The organism is Streptomyces sp. NPDC050448, from assembly GCF_040655295.1.
GTDB lineage: Bacteria > Actinomycetota > Actinomycetes > Streptomycetales > Streptomycetaceae > Streptomyces.
Genome location: NZ_JBFAJR010000049.1, coordinates 1 through 23,900, shown reverse-complemented (window position 1 = coordinate 23,900; position 23,900 = coordinate 1). Strand labels below are relative to the sequence as shown.

Below are 23,900 nucleotides of genomic sequence, written 5' to 3'. Positions count from 1 at the left end.
TCCTGGCCTTCCGGAGTTATCCACAGGCCTCGCGGGGTGTCGTAGCGCTGAGTTACGGTCTTCACACAGAGTAATCGTCGCTCGTGGGGGAGGACCGTCATGAAGGTCGCGACGCAATCGGGGCACGCACTGCCGGATGCCGGGGCGCAGGCCCTGCCGGATGTACGGGTGCACGGGCCGGCGGTGGTACGGGCGGACCTGCTGTCGGATACGGCGGTGGGCGGCGCCCGAGCCGCCGGGGAACTGGGGCTGACCCGGACCGAGTTCGCCCGGGCCGTGCAGCTGGGCATCGTGCACGCCGGACCGCCGGCGCCCGGCGGGGCCGCGCGCTACACGCGGGCGGAGCTGGACCGGGTCCGGTCGGCCGAAGGGTTCCCGGACACGCTGCGCGGGCAGGTCGAGACCGTGTCCGGAGCCGAGGTCGCGGGCGGGGTGCTGGGGATCAGCCCCGGCCGGTTCACCCGGCTCGCGCGCTGCGGGCACATCACCCCGGTCGGCTACCGGATCAACCGCTACCGGGCGGTGGTGTGGCTCTATCTGGCCGCGGAGCTGCGGGAGTTCGCCGCCCGGGAAGCGGAGAAGCTGCGCGGGAGCGCGCCCCCGGCCGACCGGGAACTGATGGCGGCCAAGGTGGATCTGCGTCCGCGGAAGTGGCGCGGGCGGCATGTGGGGCTGCTGCTGAGACGAACCGCCGACCCCTGGGAGCGGGCTGCCGTACTGGCCTCCGTACTCCCGGAGGCCGAGCTGCGGGAGGCCGTGCCCGATCAGGCGGAGCGGATCGTGCTCGCCGCGCTCGCCCCGCCCCCGCCGTACGGGCACCCGCAGATCCCGGCCGCGGCGGCCGTGGCGCTCCGGCTGTTACGGGCGGAGCCGCCGGACGAGATCCACTGGTACCGCACCAGCCTGGACTTCGCGCTGACCGGGGCGCGCGGTCAGTCGAAGTCGACGGGGGAGAGGGGGCCGACGTAGACCCAGGCCCCGGCCTCCCGGGTGAAGGTGCTGTGCTCGTGCAGGGAACCGGCGTGCCGGCCCTCGCGGTAGTACGCGCGGAACTCCACCGAGCCCTCCGTCTCGAACATGCCGCCGCGCTCGGTGGCGAGGATCTCGAGGCGCTCCCAGCGCTGGTCGGGGTCCAGGTCGAGCCGGCCGGGCCGGGTGCTCGGGTGCCAGGAGCGCAGCAGGTAGGCGGTGTCGCCGACGGCGAACGCGCTGAACCGGGAGCGCATCAGCAGCTCGGCGGTGGGTGCCTGCCGGGCACCGGAGTGGAAGCGGCCGCAGCACTCCGGGTAGGCGGCGGGCAGCCCGCAAGGGCAGGGGAGGGCCGGGGTGGGCATGGGTGTGCTCAGCTCTTCGTGGACGGGGTGAACGGGGCGGATTACTGGGGGGACACGGGCGGCTTGGCCGCGTTCTCGGCGTACGGGCGGAAGAGGCCTTCCTGGACCACGGAGACCAGCAGTCTGCCCTCGAGGTCGTAGATACGGCCACGGGCGAGGCCCCGCCCGCCGTGCGCGATGGGCGACTCCTGGTCGTACAGGAACCACTCGTCGGCGCGGAACGGCCGGTGGAACCACATGGCGTGGTCCAGCGACGCCATGTCGAACCCGCGCATGCCCCACAGGGGTTCCACGGGGATCCGCACGGCGTCGAGGAGGGTCATGTCACTGGCGTAGGTGAGGGCGCAGGTGTGCACCAGCGGGTCGTCGCCCAGCGGGCCGACCGCGCGCATCCACACCGCGCTGCGCGGATCGGCGTCCTTCAGCTCCTCGGGAGTCCAGCGGAGCCGGTCCGTGTACCGGATGTCGAACGGCTGGCGGCGGGCCATCCGCTCCAGCGCCTCGGGCAGCGCGCCCAGGTGCTCGCGGATCTCGTCCGCGACCTTCGGGAGCGTGTCCGGGTGGGGGAAGTCGAGTCGCGGAGGCAGCTGGTGCTCGATGCTGCCCTGCTCCGGATGATGGAAGGAGGCGGTGAGATTGAAGATCGTCTTGCCCTGCTGGACTGCGGTGACGCGGCGCGTGGTGAAGGACCGCCCGTCGCGCACCCGCTCCACCTGGTACACGATCGGCACCCCGGGGATGCCGGGGCGCAGGAAGTACGCGTGCAGCGAGTGGACCGGGCGGTCGCTCTCGGTGGTGCGTCCGGCGGCCACCAGCGCCTGGCCGGCGACCTGCCCGCCGAAGACCCGCTGGAGGGACTCCTGCGGGCTGGCGCCGCGGAAGATGTTGACCTCGATCTGCTCCAGGTCGAGCAGGTCGACCAGTCTCTCGGCCGGATTCGTCATCAGAGGTTCTCCACTGTCGGGTCCGGCGGGGCCGGTCGCTTGCGGGGGTCGGTCAGAGCGCGCCGAGCTCACCGACCGAGGTAAGCCGGATGATCGCACGGCCCTCCTCGTCGGAGGCGGCGAGGTCGACCTCGGCGCTGATGCCCCAGCCATGGTCCCCGTTGGGGTCCGCGAAGGTCTGGCGGACGCGCCACAGGCCGTGCTCCGGGTCCTCCTCGATCTGGAGCAGCTTCGGACCGCGCGCGTCGGGGCCGGTCCCCAGGTCGTCGTACTCGTCCCAGTACGCGTCCATGGCCTCGCCCCAGGCGTCGGCGTCCCAGCCGGACTGGCCGTCCAGCTCGCCCAGCTGGTCGACGTGGTCCAGCGCGGCGAGCTCCACCCGGCGGAACATGGCGTTGCGGACCAGGACGCGGAAGGCGCGCGCGTTCGCCGTGACCGGCTTGACCTGGTCGGCCTTCTCCTGGGCCTGCTCCGCCGTCTCCACCTCCGGGTTCGCCAGCTGCTCCCACTCGTCGAGCAGGCTGGAGTCGACCTGGCGGACGAGCTCGCCCAGCCAGGCGATGAGGTCCTGGAGGTCCTCGGACTTGAGGTCGTCGGGGATCGTGTGGTCCAGCGCCTTGTACGCGCTCGCCAGATAGCGCAGCACGATGCCCTCGGTGCGGGCGAGCTCGTAGAAGGAGGTGAACTCGGTGAAGGTCATCGCGCGCTCGTACATGTCGCGGATGATCGACTTGGGGGAGACCGGGTGGTCGCGGACCCACGGGTGGCTCTTGCTGTACACGTCGTAGGCGTGGAAGAGGAGCTCTTCGAGCGGCTTGGGATAGGTGACGTCCTGGAGACGCTCCATCCGCTCCTCGTACTCGATCCCGTCGGCCTTCATCGCGCCCACGGCGATGCCGCGCTCCTTGTTCTGCTGGGCGGCCAGGATCTGGCGCGGGTCGTCCAGCGTGGACTCGACGACGGAGACCATGTCCAGCGCGTAGGAGGGGGACTCCGGGTCCAGCAGGTCGAAGGAGGCCAGGGCGAAGGTGGACAGCGGCTGGTTGAGCGCGAAGTCCTGCTGGAGGTCGACGGTGAGCCGGATGGTGCGGCCCTCGGCGTCCGGGATGTCGAGCTTCTCGACCACGCCGCCGTCCAGCAGCGAGCGGTAGATCGCGATGGCCCGGCGGATGTGCCGCAGCTGGGCCTTGCGCGGCTCGTGGTTGTCCTCGAGGAGGTGGCGCATCGCCTGGAAGGCGTCGCCCGGCCGGGCGATGACCGACAGCAGCATGATGTTGGTGACCTTGAACCGGGAGGTGAGCGGCTCCGGGTCGGCGGCGATGAGCTTTTCGAAGGTGGTGTCCGACCACGCGACGAAGCCCTCGGGAGCCTTCTTGCGCACCACCTTGCGGCGCTTCTTCGGGTCGTCGCCCGCCTTCGCGAGGGCCTTCTCGTTCTCGATGACGTGCTCGGGCGCCTGGGCGACCACATAGCCCGCCGTGTCGAAGCCGGCCCGGCCCGCGCGGCCGGCGATCTGGTGGAACTCGCGGGCGCGCAGGGTGCGGACCCGGCTGCCGTCGTACTTGGTGAGCGCGGTGAACAGCACCGTGCGGATGGGGACGTTGACGCCGACGCCGAGGGTGTCGGTACCGCAGATCACCTTCAGCAGGCCGGCCTGGGCCAGCTTTTCGACCAGGCGCCGGTACTTGGGCAGCATGCCGGCGTGGTGGACGCCGATGCCGTGCCGGACGTAGCGGGAGAGGTTCTGGCCGAACTTGGTGGTGAAGCGGAAGTTGCCGATCAGATCGGCGATCTTGTCCTTCTCCTCGCGGGTGCACATGTTGATGCTCATCAGCGACTGCGCCCGCTCGACCGCCTGGGCCTGCGTGAAGTGCACGATGTACACGGGGGCCTGCCGGGTCTCCAGCAGCTCGGTGATCGTGTCGGTGATCGGCGTGGTGAGGTACTCGTACGACAGCGGGACGGGCCGGCTCGCGGAGCGGACCACCGAGGTCGGCCGGCCGGTGCGCCGGGTCAGATCCTCCTCGAACCGCTTCACGTCGCCGAGGGTCGCCGACATCAGGATGAACTGCGCCTGCGGGAGCTCCAGCAGCGGGATCTGCCACGCCCAGCCGCGGTCCGGCTCGGCATAGAAGTGGAACTCGTCCATGACGACCTGGCCGATGTCGGCGTACTTGCCGTCACGCAGGGCGATGGAGGCCAGCACCTCGGCGGTGCAGCAGATGACCGGGGCGTCCGCGTTCACGGAGGCGTCGCCGGTCAGCATGCCGACGTTCTCGGTGCCGAAGAGCTTGCACAGGTCGAAGAACTTCTCCGACACCAGTGCCTTGATCGGGGCGGTGTAGAAGGTCACCTTGTCCTGGGCGAGGGCGGTGAAGTGCGCGCCCGCGGCGACGAGGCTCTTGCCGGAGCCGGTCGGGGTGGACAAGATCACATTCGCCCCGGAGACGACCTCGATCAGTGCCTCCTCCTGAGCCGGGTACAGGGTGATGCCCTGATCCTCCGCCCACGAGGAGAAAGCCTCGAAGAGGGCGTCGGGGTCGGCGTTCGGCGGGAGCTGATCAATGAGGGTCACACCCCCCATCTTGCCTGGCTTCCTGCCCGAAGAGGGAACCGGCGGACGCACCGAAGATCACCGACGGTACGCTGTGCCGTCGACCGGGCCCGCATGAAACCGTCAACAGGGCCCGAACACCACACGACTGGGGCGGGTAACGACCATGATGGGTCCGGCGCACTCACTGTCCGGGGCGGCAGCCTGGCTGGGGGTGGGCGCAGCGGCCGCGGCCGCCGGGCACCCGATGCCCTGGCCGGTCATCGTCGTCGGCGCGCTCATCTGCGCCGGCGCTGCCCTCGCCCCCGACCTGGACCACAAGTCGGCGACGATCTCGCGCGCCTTCGGCCCGCTCTCCCGGGGCCTGTGCGAGGTGGTCGACAAGATCTCCTACGCCGTTTACAAGGCCACCCGCGCCCCGAAGGACGCCCGCCGCACCGGCGGTCACCGCACCCTGACCCACACCTGGCTGTGGGCCGTCCTGATCGGCGCCGGCTCTTCCGCGCTGGCGGTCACCGCCGACCGCTGGGGTGTGCTCGTCCTGCTCTTCGTCCACCTGGTCCTGGCCGTCGAGGGCCTGCTGTGGCGGGCCGCCCGGATGTCCAGCGACGTCCTCGTCTGGCTGCTCGGTGCCACCGGTGCCTGGATCCTGGCCGGCGTCCTCGACCAGCCCGGCAACGGCGCCGGGTGGCTGTTCACCGGCCCCGGCCAGGAGTACCTCTGGCTCGGTCTGCCGATCCTGCTCGGCGCCCTGGTCCACGACATCGGCGACGCGCTGACCGTCTCCGGCTGCCCCATCCTGTGGCCCCTCCCGATCGCCGGGAAGCGCTGGTACCCCATCGGCCCGCCCAAGGGGATGCGCTTCCGAGCCGGCAGCTGGGTGGAGCTCAAGGTCCTCATGCCCGTGTTCATGCTGCTCGGCGGCATAGGCGGAGCCTCCGCCCTCGGGTTCATCTAGGGGGTGTCCGGCGGAGGCCCCGGTGCCCCGCGCAGCAGCGGGGCACCGGGGCCTCGTACGGCAAGCCGAAGCGGCGCGGTCAGCCGTGCCAGGAGTGCCACAGGGCCGCGTACGCGCCGTCCGCCGCGACCAGCTCGTCGTGCGAGCCCAGTTCGCTGATCCGGCCGCCCTCGACCACCGCGATCACATCCGCGTCGTGCGCGGTGTGCAGCCGGTGGGCGATCGCGATGACCGTGCGGCCGTCCAGCACCCGGGCCAGCGAACGCTCCAAATGCCGTGCGGCCCGCGGGTCCAGCAAAGAGGTGGCCTCGTCAAGGACGAGCGTGTGCGGGTCCGCCAGCACCAGCCGGGCCAGCGCGATCTGCTGCGCCTGCGCCGGGGTCAGTGCCGTACCGCCCGACCCGACCTCGGTGTCCAGGCCGGTCTCCAGTGCCCGGGCCCAGCCGTCCGCGTCCACCGCGCCCAGCGCAGCCCACAGCTCCGCGTCACCGGCCTCCGTACGCGCCAGCCGGAGGTTGTCCCGCAGCGAGCCCACGAACACGTGGTGCTCCTGGTTGACCAGCGCCACCTGCTCGCGCACCCGCTCCGCGGGCATCCGCGACAGCTGCGCCCCGCCGAGGGTCACCTCGCCGGTCCGCGGTGCGTAGATGCCCGCCAGCAGCCGGCCCAGCGTGGACTTGCCCGCCCCGGAGGGGCCGACCAGCGCCATCCGGGTGCCCGGCGGCACGGACATGGACACCTGGTGCAGCACGTCCACCCCCTCCCGGTACCCGAAGCGGACCTCGTCGGCCCGGACGTCCCGCCCCGCCGGGGAGACGCCCGCGTCGCCCGCGTCCGGCTCGATCTCCCGTACGCCCACCAGGCGCGCGAGGGAGACCTGCGCGATCTGCAGTTCGTCGTACCAGCGCAGGATCAGGCCGATCGGGTCGACCATCATCTGGGCCAGCAGCGCACCCGTGGTCAGCTGCCCCACCGACATCCAGCCCTGCAGCACGCAGTAGCCGCCGATCATCAGCACGGAGCCGAGGATCGTCACGAAGGTGACGTTGACGACGGGGAAGAGGATCGTCCGCAGGAACAGCGTGTACCGCTCCCACGCCGTCCACTCCTTGATCCGCCGCTCCGACAGTGCGATCCGGCCCGGCCCGAGGCGGTGTGCCTCGACCGTGCGCCCGGCGTCCACCGTCTCGGTGAGCGCGGCCGCGACCGCCGCGTACCCGGCCGCCTCCGAGCGGTACGCCGAGGGCGCCCGCCTGAAGTACCAGCGGCAGCCGGCCACCAGCACCGGCAGCGCCACCAGCGCAGCCAGGGCGAGCGGCGGTGCGGTCATCGTGAGCGCCCCGAAGAGCAGCACCACCCAGACCACGCCGATGGCCAGCTGCGGCACGGCCTCGCGCATCGCGTTGGCCAGCCGGTCGATGTCGGTGGTGATCCGCGACAGCAGGTCACCGGTGCCGGCCCGCTCCAGCACGCCCGGCGGCAGGCCCACGGAGCGCACCAGGAAGTCCTCGCGCAGATCGGCCAGCATCTCCTCGCCGAGCATGGCGCCACGCAGCCGGACCAGCCGGACGAAGAACGTCTGGACCACGAGGGCCAGCGCGAACAGCAGGGCCACGCGCCCCAGATGGAGCTCACGCGCCCCCGCTGTCAGCTGGTCCACGACCCGGCCCAGCAGGTAGGGGCCGGACATGGAGGCGATCACCGCGACCGCGTTGACCGTCACCAGCACCACGAAGGCCCGCCGGTGCCGCCGGAACAGGCCGCGCACATAGCCCCGTACGGTCGCCGTCGTGCCCACGGGCAGGGTGGCGGCCGATGCGGGGGCCGCCGGATCGTATTGCGGCGGCGCCACGCCGATCATGCTGATTCCTCGATCTCTGTGAGTGCTTCCCCGAGCCGGGTCAGTTCCATCCGGGCCACCCGCTGTTCCTCGTCGGTCTCGCGGGTGACGACCGCCCGGTAGAGCGGTTCGCCGTGCAGCAGTTCGCGGTGCGTACCGGTCGCGGCGACCGCGCCCTCGTGGATCAGGACCACCCGGTCGGCACGGTCCAGGAGCAGCGGCGAGGAGGCCAGTACGACCGTCGTGCGCCCGGCGCGCAGGGCGCTGATCCCGTCCGCGATCCGCGCCTCGGTGTGCGAGTCGACGGCCGAGGTCGGCTCGTCCAGCACCAGCACCTCCGGGTCGGTGGCCAGGGACCGCGCCAGCGCGAGCCGCTGGCGCTGCCCGCCGGACAGGGACCGGCCGCGTTCGGTGATCCGGGCGTCCATCGGGTCGTCCACCCCGTCGGGCGCCGACTGCAGCAGCGCGTCCAGGACGTCCCCGCACTGGGCGGCGGCCAGCGCCGCCCCGGGCTCGACCGCTCCGGACGCCGGTACGGCGAACAGCTCGCGCAGGGTTCCGGACAGCAGTACCGGGTCCTTGTCCTGCACGAGGACCAGCGTGCGCGCGGTGTCCAGCGGGAGCTCGTCCAGCGCGACCTCGCCCAGCAGCGCCGAGACCCGGTCGGCGGCGGGCCCGTCGTCCGCGGGGTGGCCGCCGAGGCGTTCGGCGAGCCGGCCCGCCAGGTCCGGGTCCCCGCACACCACGGCGGTGAACAGGCCCGCCGGGACCAGCAGTCCGGTCGCGGGGTCGTACAGGTCCCCACCCGGAGCCGGGGCGGGCGGAGTCCCGGCATCGTGCGCCGCCGGCCCGGGCGCGTCCGTACGCGTCAGCGACAGCACCCGGGCGGCCCGCTGGGCGGAGGGCCGGGAGAAGGAGTACGCCATGGCGATCTCCTCGAAGTGCCGAAGCGGGTACAGCATCGTGGCCACCGCGCTGAAGGCGGCGACGAGTTCGCCGACCGCCAGCCGGCCGTCCAGCACGAGCACGGAGCCGTACCAGACCACGGTGATCAGCAGGGCGCCCGGGAGCAGCACCTGGATCGCGGCGATCAGCGCCCACATCCGGGCGCTGCGCACGGCCGCCTTGCGGACCTCCTGCGAGGCCTCGCGGTAGCGGCCCAGGAACAGCTCCTCGCCGCCGATCCCGCGCAGCACCCGCAGGCCCGCCACGGTGTCGGAGGCCAGTTCGGTGGCCTTGCCGGCCTTCTCGCGCTGGATGTCGGCGCGTTGGGTGGCGCGCGGCAGCAGCGGCAGCACGGACAGGGCGAGCACCGGCACGCCGATCGCGACGACCACACCGATCGACGGCGCGTAGAACAGCAGGCCGACACAGATGGCGACGACGGCGAAGGCGGCGGCGAGGAAGCGGGAGACCGCCTCGACGAACCAGCCGATCTTCTCCACGTCGCCTGTGGAGACCGCCACCACTTCGCCCGCCGCGACCCGCCGGGTCAGGGCGGAGCCCAGCTCGGCGGTCTTGCGGGCGAGCAGTTGCTGCACGCGCGCGGCGGCGGTGATCCAGTTGGTGACGGCGGTCCGGTGGAGCATCGCGTCGCCGACCGAGATGGCGATGCCGATCAGCACCAGCAACGCGCCGACCAGCAACAGCCGGGTGCCGTCGCGCTGTACGACCGCGTCGACGCCCAGCCCCACCGCGTACGGCAGCCCGGCGATGCCGCAGAAGTGCACCAGTCCCCAGCACAGGCTCCTGACCTGACCGCCGAGTTGGCCCCGCCCCAGCCACATCAGGAAGCGCGGGCCGGAGCGAGCATCGGGTACCCCGGGGTCCGGATACGGAAGATCGCTGATCTGCATGACGCCTCATGACTGGTCGAGGGGTTCAAACCGTGCAAGGTTCGCCTTCCGGACCGGTCCCGGGCAATCCATTTTGCGTTGGCCAAGGCCCTACGCAGCGGGGTTTACGGCCTGCCCGGCCGCGTACCACCAGGTCAAGGACGGGTGGCCCGCTCCAGTTCCAGCAGCGCCGAGTAGTAGCTGCGGCCGGTGGCCCGGTCCATGCCCACTTCGCACATCCGGTTCGCCGACAGATGCGCGTCGAACGCGCGCGACGTCACCTCCGCCGCCTCGCGCTCCGTCGCCGAGGCCGTCAGTTCCGGGTGGAGCATGCCCCGGTCGCCCGCGAAGGCACAGCAGCCCGCATCGTCCGGAACCACCACCTCCGTCGCGCACGCCCCGGCCACCGTCCGCAGCTGCGCCTCGTCGCCCAAGTGCCGCATCGAGCAGGTCGGATGGACCACGGCCGAGCCCACCGTGCGCAGGATCTCCAGGTGCGGGAGCAACTCGTCCGCCGCCCACACGATCGAGTCGACGATCGTCAGCTCCGCGTGCAGCGCCCGGTTGTCGTCCGTCAGGTACGGGACCACCTCGTGCGCCATGCCCAGCGTGCACGAGGACGCGTCGACCACCAGCGGCAGCCGCCCGCCGGCGGTCCAGCCCCAGGCGGCCTCCACGATCCGGTTGGCCATCACCCGGTTCCCGGCGTCGTAGCCCTTGGAGTGCCAGATGGTCGCGCAGCACGTGCCCGTGACGTCGCCGGGGATCCACACCGGTTTCCCGGCCCGCTCCGACACCGCCACCACGGCCTCGGGCAGGGAGGGGCCGGGCCGGCCCTCGGGGCCGCCGAAGATCCGGTTCACGCAGGCCGGGTAGTACACGGCCGCCGCGCCCACCCGCTGCGTCCCGGGCAGCCGCTTGGCGGCGGCGCCGGGGATCTGCGGCAGCCACTCCGGAACCAGGTCGGGGCGTACGACCTTGCGCGCGGCCCCGGTGACCGCCTCCAGCAGCCGGTTCCCGAGCCGGTCGGCCAGCCGGTCGACCAGCGTGTCGGCGGCGGCCACGGCCAGCCGGGCGGCGCCCTCCACGGCCTTGAACCGCCGCGCGGCGAGCGCGGCGGCGCGCTCCTCGCGCGGGCTGTGCCGGCGGTGGCGGAAGTCCCGCATCAGTGCGCCCGTGTCGATGCCGACGGGGCAGGCCAGTTTGCAGGTGGAGTCGACCGCGCAGGTGTCCACGGCGTCGTATCCGTAGGCGTCGAGCAGTTCGTCCAGTACGCGGGAGCCCGGCTGCTGGCGCATCATCTCCCGGCGCAGCACGATCCGTTGGCGGGGTGTGGTCGTCAGGTCCCTGCTGGGGCAGGTCGGTTCGCAGAAGCCGCACTCGATGCACGGGTCGGCCACCGCCTCCACCTGCGGAATCGTCTTCAGCCCGCGCAGATGGGCCTTCGGATCGCGGTCGAGGAGGATGCGCGGGGCGAGCAGTCCGTCCGGGTCGAGGACCCGCTTCGTCCGCCACATCAGCTCGGTGGCCCCGGGCCCCCACTCCAGCTCCAGGAAGGGGGCCATGTTGCGGCCGGTGGAGTGCTCGGCCTTCAGCGAGCCGTCGAACCGCTCCACCGTCAGCCGGCAGAAGGCCTCCATGAAGGCCCCGTACCGCTCGACGTCGGCGGGCTTCGCGGCGTCGAAGGCGAGCAGGAAGTGCAGGTTGCCGTGGGCCGCGTGGCCGGCGACGGCCGCGTCGAAGCCGTGCTCCGTCTGGAGCGCGAGGAGCGCCTCGCAGGCCTCGGCCAGCCTGGAGGGCGGCACCGCGAAGTCCTCGGTGATCAAGGTGGTTCCGGAGGCGCGGGCCCCGCCGACGGCGGCGACGAAGGCCTTGCGGGCCTTCCAGTAGCCGTTGATCGTCTTCGTGTCCCGGGTGAAGGTGTTGGTGACAGAGGCCACCGGCTCGACCAGGTCCAGCCCGGCGAGGACCTCGGCGGCGCGGCGCTCGTACTCCGCGCGGCCCGCCTCGTCCGGAGCGCGGAACTCCACCAGCAGGGCGGTGGTGTCCTTCGGCAGCCCGGCCCAGTCGGCAGGGACGCCTTCGACGCTGACCGAGGCGCGCAGGGTGTTGCCGTCCATCACCTCGACGGCGAGGGCGCCCGCCTCGTTGAAGAGCGATACGGCGGCGGCCGCGGCGGGCAGCGAGGGAAAGAAGAGCAGCGCACTGGTGAGCTTGCGGTCCAGCGCCACGGTGTCGAAGACGACCTCGGCGATGAACCCGAGCGTGCCCTCCGAGCCGACCATCAGCCCGCGCAGGATCTCGACGGGGGTGGTGCCGTCCAGGTAGGCGTCGAGGCGGTAGCCGGTGGTGTTCTTGATCTCGTACTTGGCCCGGATCCGGGCGACGAGTTCCGGGTCGGCCTCGATCTCCCGCTTGATCTCCATCAGTCCGTGGCACAGCGCCGGTTCCGCGCGCGCCAGCTCCTCGTCGGCCAGCGGATCGGCGGTGTCCACGACGGTGCCGCCGGGCAGGACGAAGGTGAGGGAGGACAGCGTGCGGTACGCGTTCCTCGTGGTCCCCGCCGTCATGCCGGACGCGTTGTTGGCGACGACTCCGCCGACGGTGCAGGCGATGGCGCTCGCCGGGTCGGGGCCGAGGACACGGCCGTGGCGGGCGAGCGCGGCGTTGGCCCGCGCCACGGTGGTGCCGGGCCGGATCCGGGCACGGCGGCCGTCCTCCAGCACCTCGATGCCGGACCAGTGGCGGCGTACGTCGACCAGGATGTCCTCGCCCTGGGCCTGGCCGTTCAGCGAGGTCCCGGCGGCGCGGAAGACGACCTCGCGCCCGCGGCCGTGGGCGTACGAGAGGACCGCGGAGACGTCGTCGATGTCCTCGGCGATCACCACCACCTGCGGCACGAACCGGTACGGCGAGGCGTCGGAGGCGTAGCGGACCAGGTCGGAGACCTTCCACAGCACCTTTTCGGCGCCCAGCAGCTCCGTCAGTTCGGTGCGCAGCGGCTCCGGGGTGCCGGCGGCGTGGTGCTCCGGGACCCGGTCGGGGGCGGGGCCGCTGATGCTGCGCGGGCGCAGAGCCCCGGGCTTCGGTTCCAGCAGCGGCATGCGCGACCCCTTGCCTACTCGTTCGGCCTAGTCCGAGGGACCCTTTCCGGCCTCGGGGCGGCCTTCTCGGCAGCGGCGCTCCAGCGGGGCGTCCGTCAGAGCGTTCAGCAGGCCGCCGAGCACCTCGCGCTGCCCGGCGGTCAACGGAGCCAGGATCTCCTCTGCCGCGTCGGTTCGCGCGTTGCGCAGCCGGCGCAGCGTGGCGCGGCCCGTGTCGGTCAGCTCGATCCTTATGACGCGCCGGTTCGCCGGGTCGGGCGCACGGCGCACGCATTCGGCGGCCTCCAGGCCGTCCACCAGCGTGGTCACGGCGCGGGGCACGACTTCCAGGCGGGTGGCGAGGTCCGCCATCCGGGGCGGCTGGTCCCCTTCGTAGTGCGAGACGAGGCGCAGCAGCCGGCTCTGGGCGGGGGTGATGCCCAGCGGTTCCAGGTGGCGCTTCTGGATCCGGTGGAGCCGGCGGGTCAGCCGCAGCAGCTGTTCGGCGAGCACGCCGTCTGTGCTGTCGGTTTCGGAAGCGGTGCTCATACTGGGAAACAGTACCAGGACCAGATTCATTGTGAGTATAGGTAACAATGAGCTATGCTCATGTGAGTCTCGTCAGAAGGAGGCCCATGCGCCCCGAAGAACCGAAGTGGACCCCATCGAAAGAAGCCCTCGACCCGAACCGCCCCACCCCGGCGGAGCAGCCGCGTGAGCTGCGCCGGATCGTGGGCCTGTTCCGCCCCTACCGCGGCCGCCTGGCCGCCGTGGGGCTGCTCGTCTGCGCGTCCTCGCTCGTCGCAGTGGCCTCGCCGTTCCTGCTGAAGGAGATCCTGGACGTCGCCATCCCCGAGGGGCGTACCGGGCTGCTCAGCCTGCTCGCACTCGGCATGATCCTCATCGCCGTCGTCACCAGCGTCTTCGGCGTGCTCCAGACCCTGATCTCCACCACCGTCGGCCAGCGCGTCATGCACGACCTGCGCACCGCCGTGTACGCCCAGCTCCAGCGGATGCCGCTGGCCTTCTTCACCCGCACCCGGACCGGCGAGGTGCAGTCCCGGATTGCCAACGACATCGGCGGCATGCAGGCCACCGTCACCTCCACCGCGACCTCGCTCGTCTCCAACCTGACGGCCGTGATCGCCTCCATCGTCGCGATGCTCGCGCTCGACTGGCGGCTCACCCTCGTCTCGCTGCTCCTGCTGCCCGTGTTCGTGTGGATCAGCCGGCGGGTCGGCCGCGAGCGCAAGAAGATCACCCTGCAGCGGCAGAAGCAGATGGCCGCCATGGCCGCCACGGTCACCGAGTCCTTGTCGGTGAGCGGCATCCTGCTCGGCCGCACGATGGGCCGCGCCGACTCGCTGACCCAGTCCTTCTCCGACGAGTCCGAGAAGCTCGTCGGCCTCGAGGTGCGCTCGAGCATGGCCGGGCGCTGGCGGATGTCCACCATCGGCATCGTCATGGCCGCCATGCCCGCGCTCATCTACTGGGCCGCCGGCATGGCCCTGCAGTCGGGCGCCCCCTCGCTCTCGGTCGGCACCCTCGTCGCCTTCGTCACGCTCCAGCAGGGCCTGTTCCGGCCCGCCGTGAGCCTGCTGTCGACCGGTGTGCAGATCCAGACCTCGCTCGCCCTGTTCGCCCGGATCTTCGAGTACCTCGACCTGCCGGTGGACATCACCGAGCGCGAGGACGCGGTGCGCCTGGACCGGGCCAAGGGCGAGGTCCGGCTGGAGGACGTGCACTTCGCGTACGACGCCAAGCACGGGCCCACTCTGACGGGGATCGACGTCACCGTCCCGGCCGGCGGCTCGCTCGCCGTGGTCGGCCCGACCGGCTCGGGCAAGAGCACCCTGAGCTATCTCGTGCCCCGGCTCTACGACGTGACCGGCGGCCGGGTCGCCCTCGACGGGGTGGACGTGCGCGACCTCGACTTCGACTCGCTGGCGCGCTCCATTGGCGTGGTCTCCCAGGAGACGTACCTCTTCCACGCCTCGGTCGCCGACAACCTGCGCTTCGCCAAGCCGGACGCCACCGACGAGGAGATTGCCGAGGCGGCCCGCGCGGCCCAGATCCACGACCACATCGAGTCCCTGCCCGATGGGTACGACACCCTGGTCGGCGAGCGCGGCTACCGCTTCTCCGGAGGCGAGAAGCAGCGCCTCGCCATCGCCCGCACCATCCTGCGCGACCCGCCGGTGCTGATCCTCGACGAGGCCACCAGCGCTCTCGACACCCGCACCGAGCATGCCGTGCAGCGGGCCATCGACAACCTGTCCCAAGGCCGCACCACGATCACCATCGCGCACCGGCTCTCCACCGTCCGCGACGCCGACCAGATCGTCGTCCTGGACAAGGGCCGTATCGCCGAGCGCGGTACGCACGAGGAACTGCTGGAGGCGGACGGCCGGTACGCGGCCTTGGTCCGCCGGGACCGGGAAGCCGCGCTCACGCCGGAGGCGGCCGCGGCCCGAGTGGTCCGGGAAGCGTCGGCGGCCGGCGTCGGCGGACCGGTCGAGCCGCCCGAGGGGGCCCCGCAGCCTACGCCGGTAAACGTGTGATCGTATGACGAGCGTGCGGGTGTGATACCGGAAATGTGATGCTTCGCGGGTTAGCGTGCCCGTATGCGTCATGAGTACCGGCCGCCACGGCGTCATTCCCGGCTCACCCGCCGGGGCCGTCTGGCGCTCTTCCTCGGCATGCTGCTCGCCACCGGTGCAGCCGCCTTCCTTCCGCTGCTGCGGATCGGGGAAGCCCCCGAGAAGCCGCGCCAGTTGACCATTCCCGAGGGCTGGCGGGCACCCCAGGTGTACGCCGCGATCGACCGCGAGCTGAAGCTCCCGGCGGGTTCCGCCAAGGCGGCGGTCGCCACGGCCGGACTGGCCCTGCCCGCAGAGGCGAAGGGCAATCCGGAAGGGTTCCTGTTCCCGGCGACGTACCCGGTGACCTCGAAGTCCACGCCGGCCACCCTGCTGGCCCACATGGTGCAGACGGCCAACCAGAAGCTTGCGACGAAGGCCGTTGCCGACGGCGGCAAGGCGCACGGGATGACCCCGTACCAGACGACCACGCTCGCCAGCATCATCGAGGCGGAAGCCGTATCCCGCGCCGACCAGGGCAAGGTCGCCCGGGTGGTGCACAACCGGCTGGCGCGGTCGATGCCGCTCCAGATGGACTCCACCATCAACTACGCGCTGGGCCGCAGCACGGTGGACACCAAGCTGAGCGAGACCCGGATCGACAGCCCCTTCAACACCTACCGGCGCCAGGGGCTCCCGCCGACGCCGATCGACAGCCCGGGCCTGGAGGCCATGGCTGCGGCCGTTGCGCCGACACCCGGCGACTGGCTGTTCTTCGTCACCGTGAAGCCGGGGGACACCCGCTTCTCGGCGACGTACGAGGAGCACAAGAAGCACGTCGCGGAGTTCAACCGGATCCGGGCCGGCGCCGAAGCCGGCGCGGATGCCCGTGCCCGTGCCAGTGCCGGTGCGGGCGGCAGCGGAGGCGCCGGGCGGGTCCAGGCGGGCTCCCGCACCGGTTAGGCGGAGCCGACCGCGGCAGCTTCGCGGGTGCTGCCGGCGCCTGGGGCCAGCAGGCGGCGGATCTCGCGGACCGCGGCGCCGCCGGCGCGGTTGGCGCCGATCGTCGACGCCGACGGACCGTAGCCGACCAGGTGGATCCGCTGGTCGCGGACCGCACGGGTGCCCTCGACCCGGATGCCGCCTCCGGGCTCGCGCAGGTGCAGCGGGGCCAGGTGGTCGATGGCGGCCCGGAACCCGGTGGCCCACAGGATCACATCGGCCTCCACCTGCCGCCCGTCCGCCCAGGCGACGCCCGTCGGCGTGATCCGGTCGAACATGGGCCGCCGGTCCAGCACCCCCGAGGCCAGCCCGGCCCGGACCGCCTCGTTCAGCGGGAGTCCGGTCACGCTGACCACGCTCTGCGGGGGCAGCCCCTGGCGGACCCGCTCCTCGACCAGGGCCACCGAGGCCCGGCCCTCGGCCTCGCCGAAGCTCCCGTCGCGGAACACCGGAGGCCTGCGGGTCACCCAGGTGGTCTCCGCCGCCACCGGGGCGATCTCCAGCAGGTGCTGCACCGCCGAGGTGCCGCCGCCCACCACGACCACCCGGGCCCCGGCGAACTCCTGCGGACCCGGGTAGTCCGCGGTGTGCAGCCGGCGGCCCCGGAAGGTCTCCTGGCCCGGGTAGCGCGGCCAGAACGGCCGGTCCCAGGTCCCGGTCGCGTTGATCAGGGCCCGCGCGGACCAGGTCCCGGCCGAGGACTCCACGCGCAGCCGCCCGTCGGCTGCGTCCCGTACGGCCGTGACGTCCACGGGCCGTCGTACGCGCAGCCCGAACCGGTCCTCGTACGCGCCGAAGTACTCCCCGATCACCGCCGAGGACGGCCGCAGCGGGTCGGCGTCCGTGAGCTCCATGCCGGGCAGGGCGTGCATGCCGTGCACCTTGCCGTACGTCAGCGAAGGCCAGCGGAACTGCCATGCACCGCCGGGCCGCGGTGCATGGTCGAGCACCACATGGCCGATCCCCGCCCGCGCCAGGTGGTACGCGCTGGACAGCCCCGCCTGCCCGGCACCGACGACCACCACGTCGACGTCCGCCGTACCCCGCATCATTTCGTTCACGGTTCTACCAACTCGCGGAGGCTGCGGGATCTTCCCTCCGGCAGGGCGGGAGCTGCCCCCGGCGGCGGTTCGGAACAGCGTTCCGGCCCGCCGCCGGGTCGCCGGGGCCGCGGTGGCGGGTCGCAGGGCGAGGCCCGGGAAGACCGGGACCGGGGCGGGGTCCGCGTCCAGGTGGGAGCGACCGCCAAGACCGGGGCGGCCTCCACCAGGGCGAACCGAGCGCTCACGGCACCCAGCCGCCGTGCCCGTCGCGCAGGCACGCGAAGAGGGCCGGCGGATCACGGGCGAAGGCGGGCGGGTTTCCGAGGGCGGCAGGGTGGCGGTCACGCCCGCAGGGTGACCGCGCCCCGCGCAGCCCGCCGGAGACTTGCGCCCCCACCCGCAGGCACGTCGCGGCCTACGCGGTGGCCCGGCGGGCCGAGAGCCGGCTGCAGGCCGTGTCCGCGGTGAACTCCGCCTGCCCGGAGCGGAAGAGGAGCCCGGCCGTCGCGAAGGCCGGGTCGTCGGCGGTGGCTTCGGGGACGCCGAGCCGCGCCAGGGTGCGCCGCCCGGACTCGTAGTAGTTCGGCTCGCTGTCCACCAGGGTGCCGTCGAGATCGAATATGACGGAAATCATCCGCTCTGCCCGTCCTGCCGGTCTTATGCCTGTTCCGGACGTCCTGTCAGGGCTTGCGTGCCGCCCGTCCCACGGCCTCCACCAGCGGCAGCAGCCGGTGCGCGACTCGCTCGCGCAGCGCCACCTCCGTACGGGTGCGGACCACGCCGGGCAGCCGGATCAGCCGCTGGATCACGTCCTCCAGGTGTCCGTTGTCCCGGGCCGCCACCCGGGTCAGCAGGTCCCCGCCACCGGTGATCGAGAAGGCCTCGATGATCTCGGGTACGGCGGCCAGCGCCTCGCCGACCTCGTCCAGATGCCCCTGGGTGACCTCGATGTGCACGAAGGCCAGGACCGGATGGCCGAGGGCCGCGGGGGACAGCACCGGACCGGTTCCGGTGATCACCCCGGTGCGCTCCAGCCGGTCCAGCCGGGCCTGCAGGGTGCCGCGCGCGACTCCCAGGAGCCGGGCGTACTCGCGGACGCTGGTGCGCGGCTGCTCGATCAGCAGGCGCAGAATCCGGGTGTCGAGTTCGTCCACCGCCATGTCGCGACTGTACCAATGGCCCAGTGGAGTGGCCCTGTCGTCGCCGTGCATACGCAGGCGTCGGTCCGCGGGAATCCCTTACGGGGGTGCGGACTGCGGAGACGTTCGAGGAGCGGAGAAGACGATGACGGCCACCACCGGTCTGCACTGCCTGGTCACCGGGGCCACCGGCTACATCGGCGGCCGCCTGGTACCCGAGCTGCTCGATGCCGGACACCGCGTCCGGTGCCTGGCCCGGTCCCCCGAGAAGCTGCGCGACCACCCCTGGGCCGGGCGCGCCGAGGTCGTCCGCGGCGATGCCGGCGACGCCGAGTCCGTCGCGGCGGCCCTGCGCGGCATCGACGTCGCCTACTACCTCGTACACGCCCTCGGCGCCGGATCCGGATTCGAGGACCGCGACCGCGCCGCCGCCCGCATCTTCGCCGAAGAGGCCCGCGCGGCCGGCGTCCGCCGCATCGTCTACCTCGGCGGGCTCACGCCGGCCGGGATCCCGGTCCGCGACCTGTCCCCGCACCTGCGCTCCCGCGCCGAGGTCGGCGAGATCCTCCTCGCCTCCGGGGTGCCGGCCACCGTCCTGCGCGCCGCCGTCATCATCGGCTCCGGCTCGGCCTCCTTCGAAATGCTGCGCTACCTGACCGAACGGCTGCCGGTCATGGTCACCCCCAGCTGGGTCGGCACCCGCGTCCAGCCCGTCGCCGTCCGCGACGTCCTGCGTTACCTCGTCGGCAGCGCAGCCATGCCGCCCGAGGTCAACCGCGCCTTCGACATCGGCGGCCCCGACGTGGTCACGTACGAGGAGATGATGCGCCGCTACGCCGCCGTCGCCGCCCTGCCCCACCGGCTCATCCTGCGCGTCCCGATGCTGACCCCGAGACTGTCCAGCCACTGGATCGGCCTGGTCACCCCCGTGCCGCGGGCCCTGGCCCGGCCGCTCGCCGAATCCCTGCGCCACGAGGTCGTCTGCGCGGAACACGACATCGCGCGGTACGTCCCCGACCCGGCCGGCGCCCCGATCGGCTTCGACCAGGCCGTGTCGCTGGCCCTGCAGCGGGTGCGCGAGGCGAACGTGACCACCCGCTGGTCCTCCGCCTCCCCACCCGGTGCGCCCAGCGACCCGCTGCCGACCGACCCCGACTGGGCGGGCGGCAGCCTCTACACCGACCGGCGGGAACGCGCGGTCGACGCCTCGCCCGCCGCGCTCTGGCAGGTGGTGGAGGGCATCGGCGGGGAGAACGGCTGGTACTCGTTCCCGCTGGCCTGGGCCGTACGGGGCTGGCTGGACCGGCTCGTCGGCGGGGTCGGCATCCGGCGCGGCCGCCGCGATGCGGCCCGGCTGCGGGTGGGGGACTCCCTGGACTTCTGGCGGGTGGAGGAGATCGAACCGGGCCGGCTGCTGCGGCTGCGCGCGGAGATGCGGCTGCCAGGGCTGGCCTGGCTGGAGATGTACGTGGACCCGCCCGCAGGACACCCCCCGACGGCACCACCCACCCGGGGCCGACACGGGGCCGCGACCCTGACCCCGGCTCCGGCCTCGGCCCCGGCCGCGACTCCGGCCCCGGCCCCGGCCGCGACTCCGGCCCCGGCCCCGGCCCCGGCCCCGGGACAGACCCCGGCCGCGACTCCGGCCCCGGCCCCGGCTGGAGCCCCACCCGCGGCCCCGGCTCCGGCTCCGGCCTCGGCTCCGGCCGCGACTCCGGCTCCGGCCTCGGCCGCGGCCCCGGCCCCGACCCCGGCTGGGGCCCCACCCGCGACCCCGGCCCCGGGACAGACCCGGGCGTCGGCGCCCGCCCCGGCTCCGGCCCCGGAGCCGACGCCAGCCCCGGCTTCGGCGGCGGAATCGCCCCGGGGGCGCGCTCTGGCGTCGGGGCAGGCCGCGGGACACGACCCGAAGCCGGCTCCGGCCGCGGACCGGGCCGCGGCGCTGGATCAAGGCCCGGGACCGGCTTCGGGGCCCGGCCCGGGACCTGGCGTCCTCCCCGGCCCGGGGGAGGGCGGCGCCCGGTATCGGCAGCGGGCGCTGTTCCATCCGCGCGGGCTGCTCGGTCACCTCTACTGGTGGAGCGTCTCGCCGTTCCATGCCGTTGTCTTCGGCGGCATGGCCCGCAACATCGCCCGCGCCGCGCGCCGCCTGGACGATGAGGCCGCCGCATCGCGTGACAGCGGATCCGGGGCCGCCGTGTCCCGGGGACCCGTGTCCCGGGACACCGGATCCGACGCCGCCGCCGCGGCCGCAACCGGTGCGTCCCGGGGCGCTGCGCCCGCATCCGACAGGCCCGCATCCGACACGCCCGCATCCGCCGGAGTACCGGACGACAGCCGTCCCCCCCGGCCCTGACGCGGAGCGAGAGAACCCATGAACGTCGCGGTGGTCCTGTACACCTCCGACCTGCGCCTGCACGACCACCCGCCGCTGCGCGCGGCCCTCTCCTCCTGCGACCGGGTGGTGCCGCTCTTCGTACGCGACCGGGCCGTCGACGCCGCCGGCTTCGCCGCGCCCAACCGGCTCGCCTTCCTCGCCGACTGCCTGGCCGACCTCGACGCCGGACTGCGCGAGCGCGGCGGCCGCCTGGTGCTGCGCTCCGGCGACGCCGTCGCCGAGGTCTGCGCCCTCGTGCAGGAGTGCGACGCCGACGAGGTCCACATGGCGGCCGGGGTCAGCGGTTACGCCCATGCCCGCGAGGAACGGCTCCGCGCCGCCCTGGAAGCCGAGGGCCGGCGGCTCTACGTGCACGAAGCGGTGGTCACCGCCGCCGCCCCCGGGGCCGTGCTCCCCGCCGGCTCCGACCACTTCGCCGTGTTCACCCCGTACTTCCGCCGCTGGGCCGAACTGCCGCCCCGCGCCCCCGCCCCCGCCCCGCGCTCCGTCCGCATGCCCGACGGCATCGGCTCCGACCCCCTGCCCCGGCGTGCAGCCGTCACCGGCGTCTCCCCTGGCCTCGCCCGCGGCGGCGAGCGCGAGGCCCGCGAGCTCCTCGTACGCTGGCTGCGCGCCGGCCTCTCCCGGTACGAGGACTCCCGCGACGACCTGGCCGGCGACGCCACCTCCCGGCTCTCCCCGCACCTCCACTTCGGCACCCTCTCGCCCGCCGAGGCCGTCCATCGGGCCCGCGCCGCCGGCGGCCCCGGCGCCGAGGCCTTCATCCGGCAGATCTGCTGGCGCGACTTCCACCACCAGGTGCTCGCCGCCCGCCCCGACACCGCCGTACGGGACTACCGCGACCGCCGGGACCACTGGCGCACCGGGGCGGCCGCCGAGGAGGAGACCGAGGCCTGGAAGGAGGGCCGCACCGGCTACCCGGTGGTCGACGCGGCCATGCGCCAGCTCCGCCACGAAGGGTGGATGCACAACCGGGGCCGGCTGCTCACAGCCAGCTTCCTCACCAAGACCCTGTACGTGGACTGGCGGATCGGGGCCCGGTACTTCCTGGACCTCCTCGTGGACGGGGACCTCGCCAACAACCAGCTCAACTGGCAGTGGGTGGCCGGGACGGGCACCGACACCCGCCCCAACCGGGTCCTCAACCCGGTCCGCCAGGGCCTGCGCCACGACCCGGCGGGCCGCTACGTGCACCGCTGGGTGCCGGAACTCGCCGGACTGGACGCCCCGCACGTGCACGAACCCTGGCGGCTGCCCGGCCCGGAGCGGGCCCGGTACGCCTACCCGGACCGGGTCGTGGAACTCGCCGAGGGGCTCGACCGGTTCCGGCGCGGACGGGGAGCAGAGTGAGCCCCCGGCCCCACGCTGCGCTCCTGGGAGCGCCGGTACGCGATCGGCCCGGCCCGTCGCGAGGCAGGCCGGCACCGCCGCTGGACTCCGCCGGACATCGCCCGGCTGACACCGCTTCCAGCCGGGCCCCGCACACCACCCCGACGGCGAGGGGGGCCAGCGACACCGCCGGCGCCAGAGCGGGCAGGTTCCCCTGCTGAGCGGTCCCGAAGGCCAGGAACAGCACGTTGCCGGTCTGCATCGCCGTGAACACCGGTCCGAGGGCGAGCAGGCTGACGCTGACCGCCTCGATCATCCGGTCACGGCGGTCAGTACCACCAGCAGCACGGTCAACGGCGGCCGCAACGGGTGCGCGACCACGGCTCAGGCCGATCCCTCGGCTCGGCCCTCGCCCGCCACGAACCACCACGTCTTCTCGTCCATGACGCCCGACAGTGACATGCCGCCCCGGATCCTCCGGCGCCGACATGCCGGAGGGCTTATGGTCCGAACCATGGGTGACCTGATGCTGGTGAGGCACGGCGAGACGGCATGGAGCGCCACCGGTCGCCACACCGGGCGGACCGATGTGCCGCTGACCCCAGCCGGGGTCGAGGAGGCCATCTCGCTGGCCCCGTACTTCCGCGACCGGCACGTCGCCCTGGTGCTGACCAGCCCGCTGCGCCGCGCCGTCGCCACGGCCCAACTCGCCGGACTGAGCGGCGGCGTCACCGACCCCGACCTGTGCGAATGGGACTACGGCGGCTACGAGGGCGTCAGGACGGCCGAGATCCAGCGGACCAGGCCGCACTGGTCCCTGTGGACCGACGGCGTCCCGCCCGGCGACCCGGAACACCCCGGCGAGAGCGCCGCCCAGGTCGGCGCCCGAGCGGACCGCGCCTTGGCCCGGGCGGCCCGGGTCCTCGTCGAGGACGGCGGCGATGCCGTCCTCGTCGCCCACGGACACTTCCTGCGCGTCCTCACCGCCCGCTACCTGGGCCTGCCCCCGCAGGACGGCCGGCTCTTCCTGCTGCGCACCGGCACGATCAGCGTCCTGTCCACCGAACACGGCCTCCCGGTGATCGCAGGCTGGAACACCCACCCCTGAGTTCCGCGTGCCCCGGGGGCCCGGCCCCCGTCGTCCGGCCACGCCGAGAGGCCCGTCGGATCACGTGGGATTCTGAAACCGTGCGAGTCCTTGCGGAGCTCCGTACGGGCACCGGCGCATCGCCGGCGGCCGCACGCCGGGCCGTCCGGACCACGCTCGCCGCCTGCACCGGCTTCTACGGGTTCCTCTACGGACTCGACGCGCCCGTCAGCGCCACCTACGCCCTCTTCGCCGCCGTCTCCCTGGCCGGACTCTCCCGGATCCCCGGAACCGGACGGCAGCGCGCCGCGGTCATGGTGAGGCTGCTTCCGGTGGCCTGCGTACTGGTGACCGCGGGCACCTTCCTCGCCGTACGCACCTGGAGCGCCGTGGCCGGCATGGCGGTCATCGGCTTCTGCGTGGCCTTCGCGGCAGCGGGCGGGCCCCGGCCGGCGGGCGCCGCGTCCGGGCTCCAACTGCTGTACATCCTGCCGAGCTTCCCGCCCTACGCCCCGCACACCCTCGACGAGCGCCTCGGCGGCACCCTCACCGGCCTTGTGCTGCTGATCCTGGCCGAGGCGTGGGTGCTGCCCGACCCGCGGGTGCCCACGTACGCGGAGCGGGCCGCCGACGCCGCGGCCGAGGCGGCCCGGTGCGCCGCCGCGCTGGAGCGGCCACCCCACCTGCTGGCCGCCGCGGCGGCCGACCGGGCCCGGCGCGCCCCCCCCGCCCGGCCGGGCGGACCCGGCCCCGGGGGGGGACGGCCCCCCGGGCC

At 73.3% G+C, this 23,900-nt stretch carries 15 protein-coding genes and 5 pseudogenes; 9 read left to right on the top strand and 11 right to left on the bottom strand.

Annotated features, from left to right (window positions below; translation table 11 throughout):
• Positions 1 to 99: 99 nt before the first annotated feature.
• Positions 100 to 969 (top strand): DUF6397 family protein, encoded by an 870-nt coding sequence (locus AB0I68_RS35375; RefSeq protein ID WP_363181501.1) that lies wholly within the window; start codon positions 100 to 102, stop codon positions 967 to 969.
• On the opposite strand, the pseudogene AB0I68_RS35370 reads toward AB0I68_RS35375, so the two are convergent.
• From AB0I68_RS35370 to AB0I68_RS35360, 3 genes and pseudogenes are all read right to left on the bottom strand, one after another.
• Positions 933 to 1,328: pseudogene (locus AB0I68_RS35370) on the bottom strand (YchJ family metal-binding protein); the annotation flags it as partial. The gene AB0I68_RS35375 and the pseudogene AB0I68_RS35370 sit on opposite strands and share 37 nt — an antisense overlap.
• Before the next feature lie 47 nt (positions 1,329 to 1,375).
• On the bottom strand, positions 1,376 to 2,278 hold the full coding sequence (locus AB0I68_RS35365) for an acyl-CoA thioesterase II (RefSeq protein WP_030296766.1): 903 nt from the start codon (positions 2,276 to 2,278) through the stop codon (positions 1,376 to 1,378).
• A 52-nt stretch (positions 2,279 to 2,330) separates the two neighbouring features.
• A complete protein-coding gene (locus tag AB0I68_RS35360; protein ID WP_363181500.1) occupies positions 2,331 to 4,853 on the bottom strand; it encodes a DUF3516 domain-containing protein in 2,523 nt (840 codons plus the stop codon).
• Positions 4,854 to 4,998: 145 nt separating this feature from the next.
• Between AB0I68_RS35360 and AB0I68_RS35355 the strand changes: the two genes are divergently transcribed.
• On the top strand, positions 4,999 to 5,790 hold the full coding sequence (locus tag AB0I68_RS35355) for a metal-dependent hydrolase (protein WP_363181499.1): 792 nt from the start codon (positions 4,999 to 5,001) through the stop codon (positions 5,788 to 5,790).
• A gap of 79 nt (positions 5,791 to 5,869) precedes the next feature.
• Here AB0I68_RS35355 and AB0I68_RS35350 read toward each other — a convergent pair whose 3' ends face one another.
• The 4 genes from AB0I68_RS35350 to AB0I68_RS35335 all read right to left on the bottom strand — a co-directional run bounded on the left by AB0I68_RS35350 (position 5,870) and on the right by AB0I68_RS35335 (position 13,097).
• Entirely contained in the window at positions 5,870 to 7,651 is a 1,782-nt protein-coding gene (locus AB0I68_RS35350; RefSeq protein WP_363181498.1) for an ABC transporter ATP-binding protein, read from the bottom strand.
• Positions 7,648 to 9,486, bottom strand: a complete 1,839-nt coding sequence (locus tag AB0I68_RS35345) for an ABC transporter ATP-binding protein (protein WP_363181497.1) — start codon at positions 9,484 to 9,486, stop codon at positions 7,648 to 7,650. Before AB0I68_RS35345 ends, AB0I68_RS35350 begins: the two co-directional genes overlap by 4 nt.
• Positions 9,487 to 9,620: 134 nt before the next feature.
• Positions 9,621 to 12,569, bottom strand: a complete 2,949-nt coding sequence (locus AB0I68_RS35340; RefSeq protein WP_363181496.1) for an FAD-binding and (Fe-S)-binding domain-containing protein — start codon at positions 12,567 to 12,569, stop codon at positions 9,621 to 9,623.
• Positions 12,570 to 12,596: 27 nt separating this feature from the next.
• A complete protein-coding gene (locus AB0I68_RS35335) occupies positions 12,597 to 13,097 on the bottom strand; it encodes a MarR family transcriptional regulator (RefSeq protein WP_363181495.1) in 501 nt (166 codons plus the stop codon).
• A gap of 86 nt (positions 13,098 to 13,183) precedes the next feature.
• On the opposite strand from AB0I68_RS35335, the gene AB0I68_RS35330 reads away from it, so the two are divergent.
• Together AB0I68_RS35330 and mltG are read left to right on the top strand one after the other, a co-directional pair.
• Positions 13,184 to 15,109: an ABC transporter ATP-binding protein gene (locus tag AB0I68_RS35330; protein WP_363181494.1), complete on the top strand. Its 1,926-nt coding sequence runs from the start codon at positions 13,184 to 13,186 to the stop codon at positions 15,107 to 15,109.
• A 63-nt stretch (positions 15,110 to 15,172) separates the two neighbouring features.
• The gene (gene mltG / locus AB0I68_RS35325; RefSeq protein WP_363181493.1) at positions 15,173 to 16,090 is read left to right on the top strand and encodes an endolytic transglycosylase MltG; all 918 of its coding nucleotides are present in this window, start codon (positions 15,173 to 15,175) and stop codon (positions 16,088 to 16,090) included.
• On the opposite strand, the gene AB0I68_RS35320 is transcribed toward mltG, so the two are convergent.
• The 3 genes and pseudogenes from AB0I68_RS35320 to AB0I68_RS35310 form a co-directional block, all read right to left on the bottom strand.
• Positions 16,087 to 17,181, bottom strand: coding sequence for an FAD-dependent oxidoreductase (locus tag AB0I68_RS35320; protein ID WP_363181516.1), 1,095 nt, complete (start codon positions 17,179 to 17,181; stop codon positions 16,087 to 16,089). The two genes, mltG and AB0I68_RS35320, sit on opposite strands and share 4 nt — an antisense overlap.
• A gap of 523 nt (positions 17,182 to 17,704) precedes the next feature.
• Positions 17,705 to 17,806 (bottom strand): annotated as a pseudogene (locus AB0I68_RS35315) (HAD hydrolase-like protein); the annotation flags it as partial.
• Positions 17,807 to 17,852: 46 nt separating this feature from the next.
• Entirely contained in the window at positions 17,853 to 18,332 is a 480-nt protein-coding gene (locus AB0I68_RS35310) for an Lrp/AsnC family transcriptional regulator (RefSeq protein WP_363181492.1), read from the bottom strand.
• A 124-nt stretch (positions 18,333 to 18,456) separates the two neighbouring features.
• Between AB0I68_RS35310 and AB0I68_RS35305 the strand changes: the two genes are divergently transcribed.
• The 3 genes and pseudogenes from AB0I68_RS35305 to AB0I68_RS35295 all read left to right on the top strand — a co-directional run.
• Positions 18,457 to 20,667, top strand: a complete 2,211-nt coding sequence (locus AB0I68_RS35305; protein ID WP_363181491.1) for a DUF2867 domain-containing protein — start codon at positions 18,457 to 18,459, stop codon at positions 20,665 to 20,667.
• Between the two features lie 18 nt (positions 20,668 to 20,685).
• A complete protein-coding gene (locus AB0I68_RS35300; protein ID WP_363181490.1) occupies positions 20,686 to 22,059 on the top strand; it encodes a deoxyribodipyrimidine photo-lyase in 1,374 nt (457 codons plus the stop codon).
• A pseudogene (locus AB0I68_RS35295) lies at positions 22,060 to 22,167 on the top strand (MerR family transcriptional regulator); the annotation flags it as partial.
• Positions 22,168 to 22,234: 67 nt separating this feature from the next.
• On the opposite strand, the pseudogene AB0I68_RS35290 reads toward AB0I68_RS35295, so the two are convergent.
• Positions 22,235 to 22,300: pseudogene (locus tag AB0I68_RS35290) on the bottom strand (hypothetical protein); the annotation flags it as partial.
• A 252-nt stretch (positions 22,301 to 22,552) separates the two neighbouring features.
• On the opposite strand from AB0I68_RS35290, the gene AB0I68_RS35285 reads away from it, so the two are divergent.
• Together AB0I68_RS35285 and AB0I68_RS35280 are read left to right on the top strand one after the other, a co-directional pair.
• Positions 22,553 to 23,146 (top strand): histidine phosphatase family protein, encoded by a 594-nt coding sequence (locus AB0I68_RS35285; protein ID WP_363181489.1) that lies wholly within the window; start codon positions 22,553 to 22,555, stop codon positions 23,144 to 23,146.
• Positions 23,147 to 23,226: 80 nt separating this feature from the next.
• Positions 23,227 to 23,900: pseudogene (locus AB0I68_RS35280) on the top strand (FUSC family protein); the annotation flags it as partial.

Excerpts from the sequence above, each read along its gene's own strand:
- AB0I68_RS35305 (WP_363181491.1), top strand. The coding sequence starts at position 18,457 with ATGACGGCCACCACCGGTCTGCACTGCCTGGTCACCGGGGCCACCGGC.
- AB0I68_RS35340 (WP_363181496.1), bottom strand. The coding sequence starts at position 12,569 with ATGCCGCTGCTGGAACCGAAGCCCGGGGCTCTGCGCCCGCGCAGCATC.
- AB0I68_RS35350 (WP_363181498.1), bottom strand. The coding sequence starts at position 7,651 with ATGATCGGCGTGGCGCCGCCGCAATACGATCCGGCGGCCCCCGCATCG.
- AB0I68_RS35285 (WP_363181489.1), top strand. The coding sequence starts at position 22,553 with ATGGGTGACCTGATGCTGGTGAGGCACGGCGAGACGGCATGGAGCGCC.
- mltG (WP_363181493.1), top strand. The coding sequence starts at position 15,173 with ATGCGTCATGAGTACCGGCCGCCACGGCGTCATTCCCGGCTCACCCGC.
- AB0I68_RS35310 (WP_363181492.1), bottom strand. The coding sequence starts at position 18,332 with ATGGCGGTGGACGAACTCGACACCCGGATTCTGCGCCTGCTGATCGAG.
- AB0I68_RS35335 (WP_363181495.1), bottom strand. The coding sequence starts at position 13,097 with ATGAGCACCGCTTCCGAAACCGACAGCACAGACGGCGTGCTCGCCGAA.
- AB0I68_RS35300 (WP_363181490.1), top strand. The coding sequence starts at position 20,686 with ATGAACGTCGCGGTGGTCCTGTACACCTCCGACCTGCGCCTGCACGAC.
- AB0I68_RS35345 (WP_363181497.1), bottom strand. The coding sequence starts at position 9,486 with ATGCAGATCAGCGATCTTCCGTATCCGGACCCCGGGGTACCCGATGCT.
- AB0I68_RS35330 (WP_363181494.1), top strand. The coding sequence starts at position 13,184 with ATGCGCCCCGAAGAACCGAAGTGGACCCCATCGAAAGAAGCCCTCGAC.
- AB0I68_RS35375 (WP_363181501.1), top strand. The coding sequence starts at position 100 with ATGAAGGTCGCGACGCAATCGGGGCACGCACTGCCGGATGCCGGGGCG.
- AB0I68_RS35365 (WP_030296766.1), bottom strand. The coding sequence starts at position 2,278 with ATGACGAATCCGGCCGAGAGACTGGTCGACCTGCTCGACCTGGAGCAG.
- AB0I68_RS35320 (WP_363181516.1), bottom strand. The coding sequence starts at position 17,181 with ATGATGCGGGGTACGGCGGACGTCGACGTGGTGGTCGTCGGTGCCGGG.
- AB0I68_RS35355 (WP_363181499.1), top strand. The coding sequence starts at position 4,999 with ATGATGGGTCCGGCGCACTCACTGTCCGGGGCGGCAGCCTGGCTGGGG.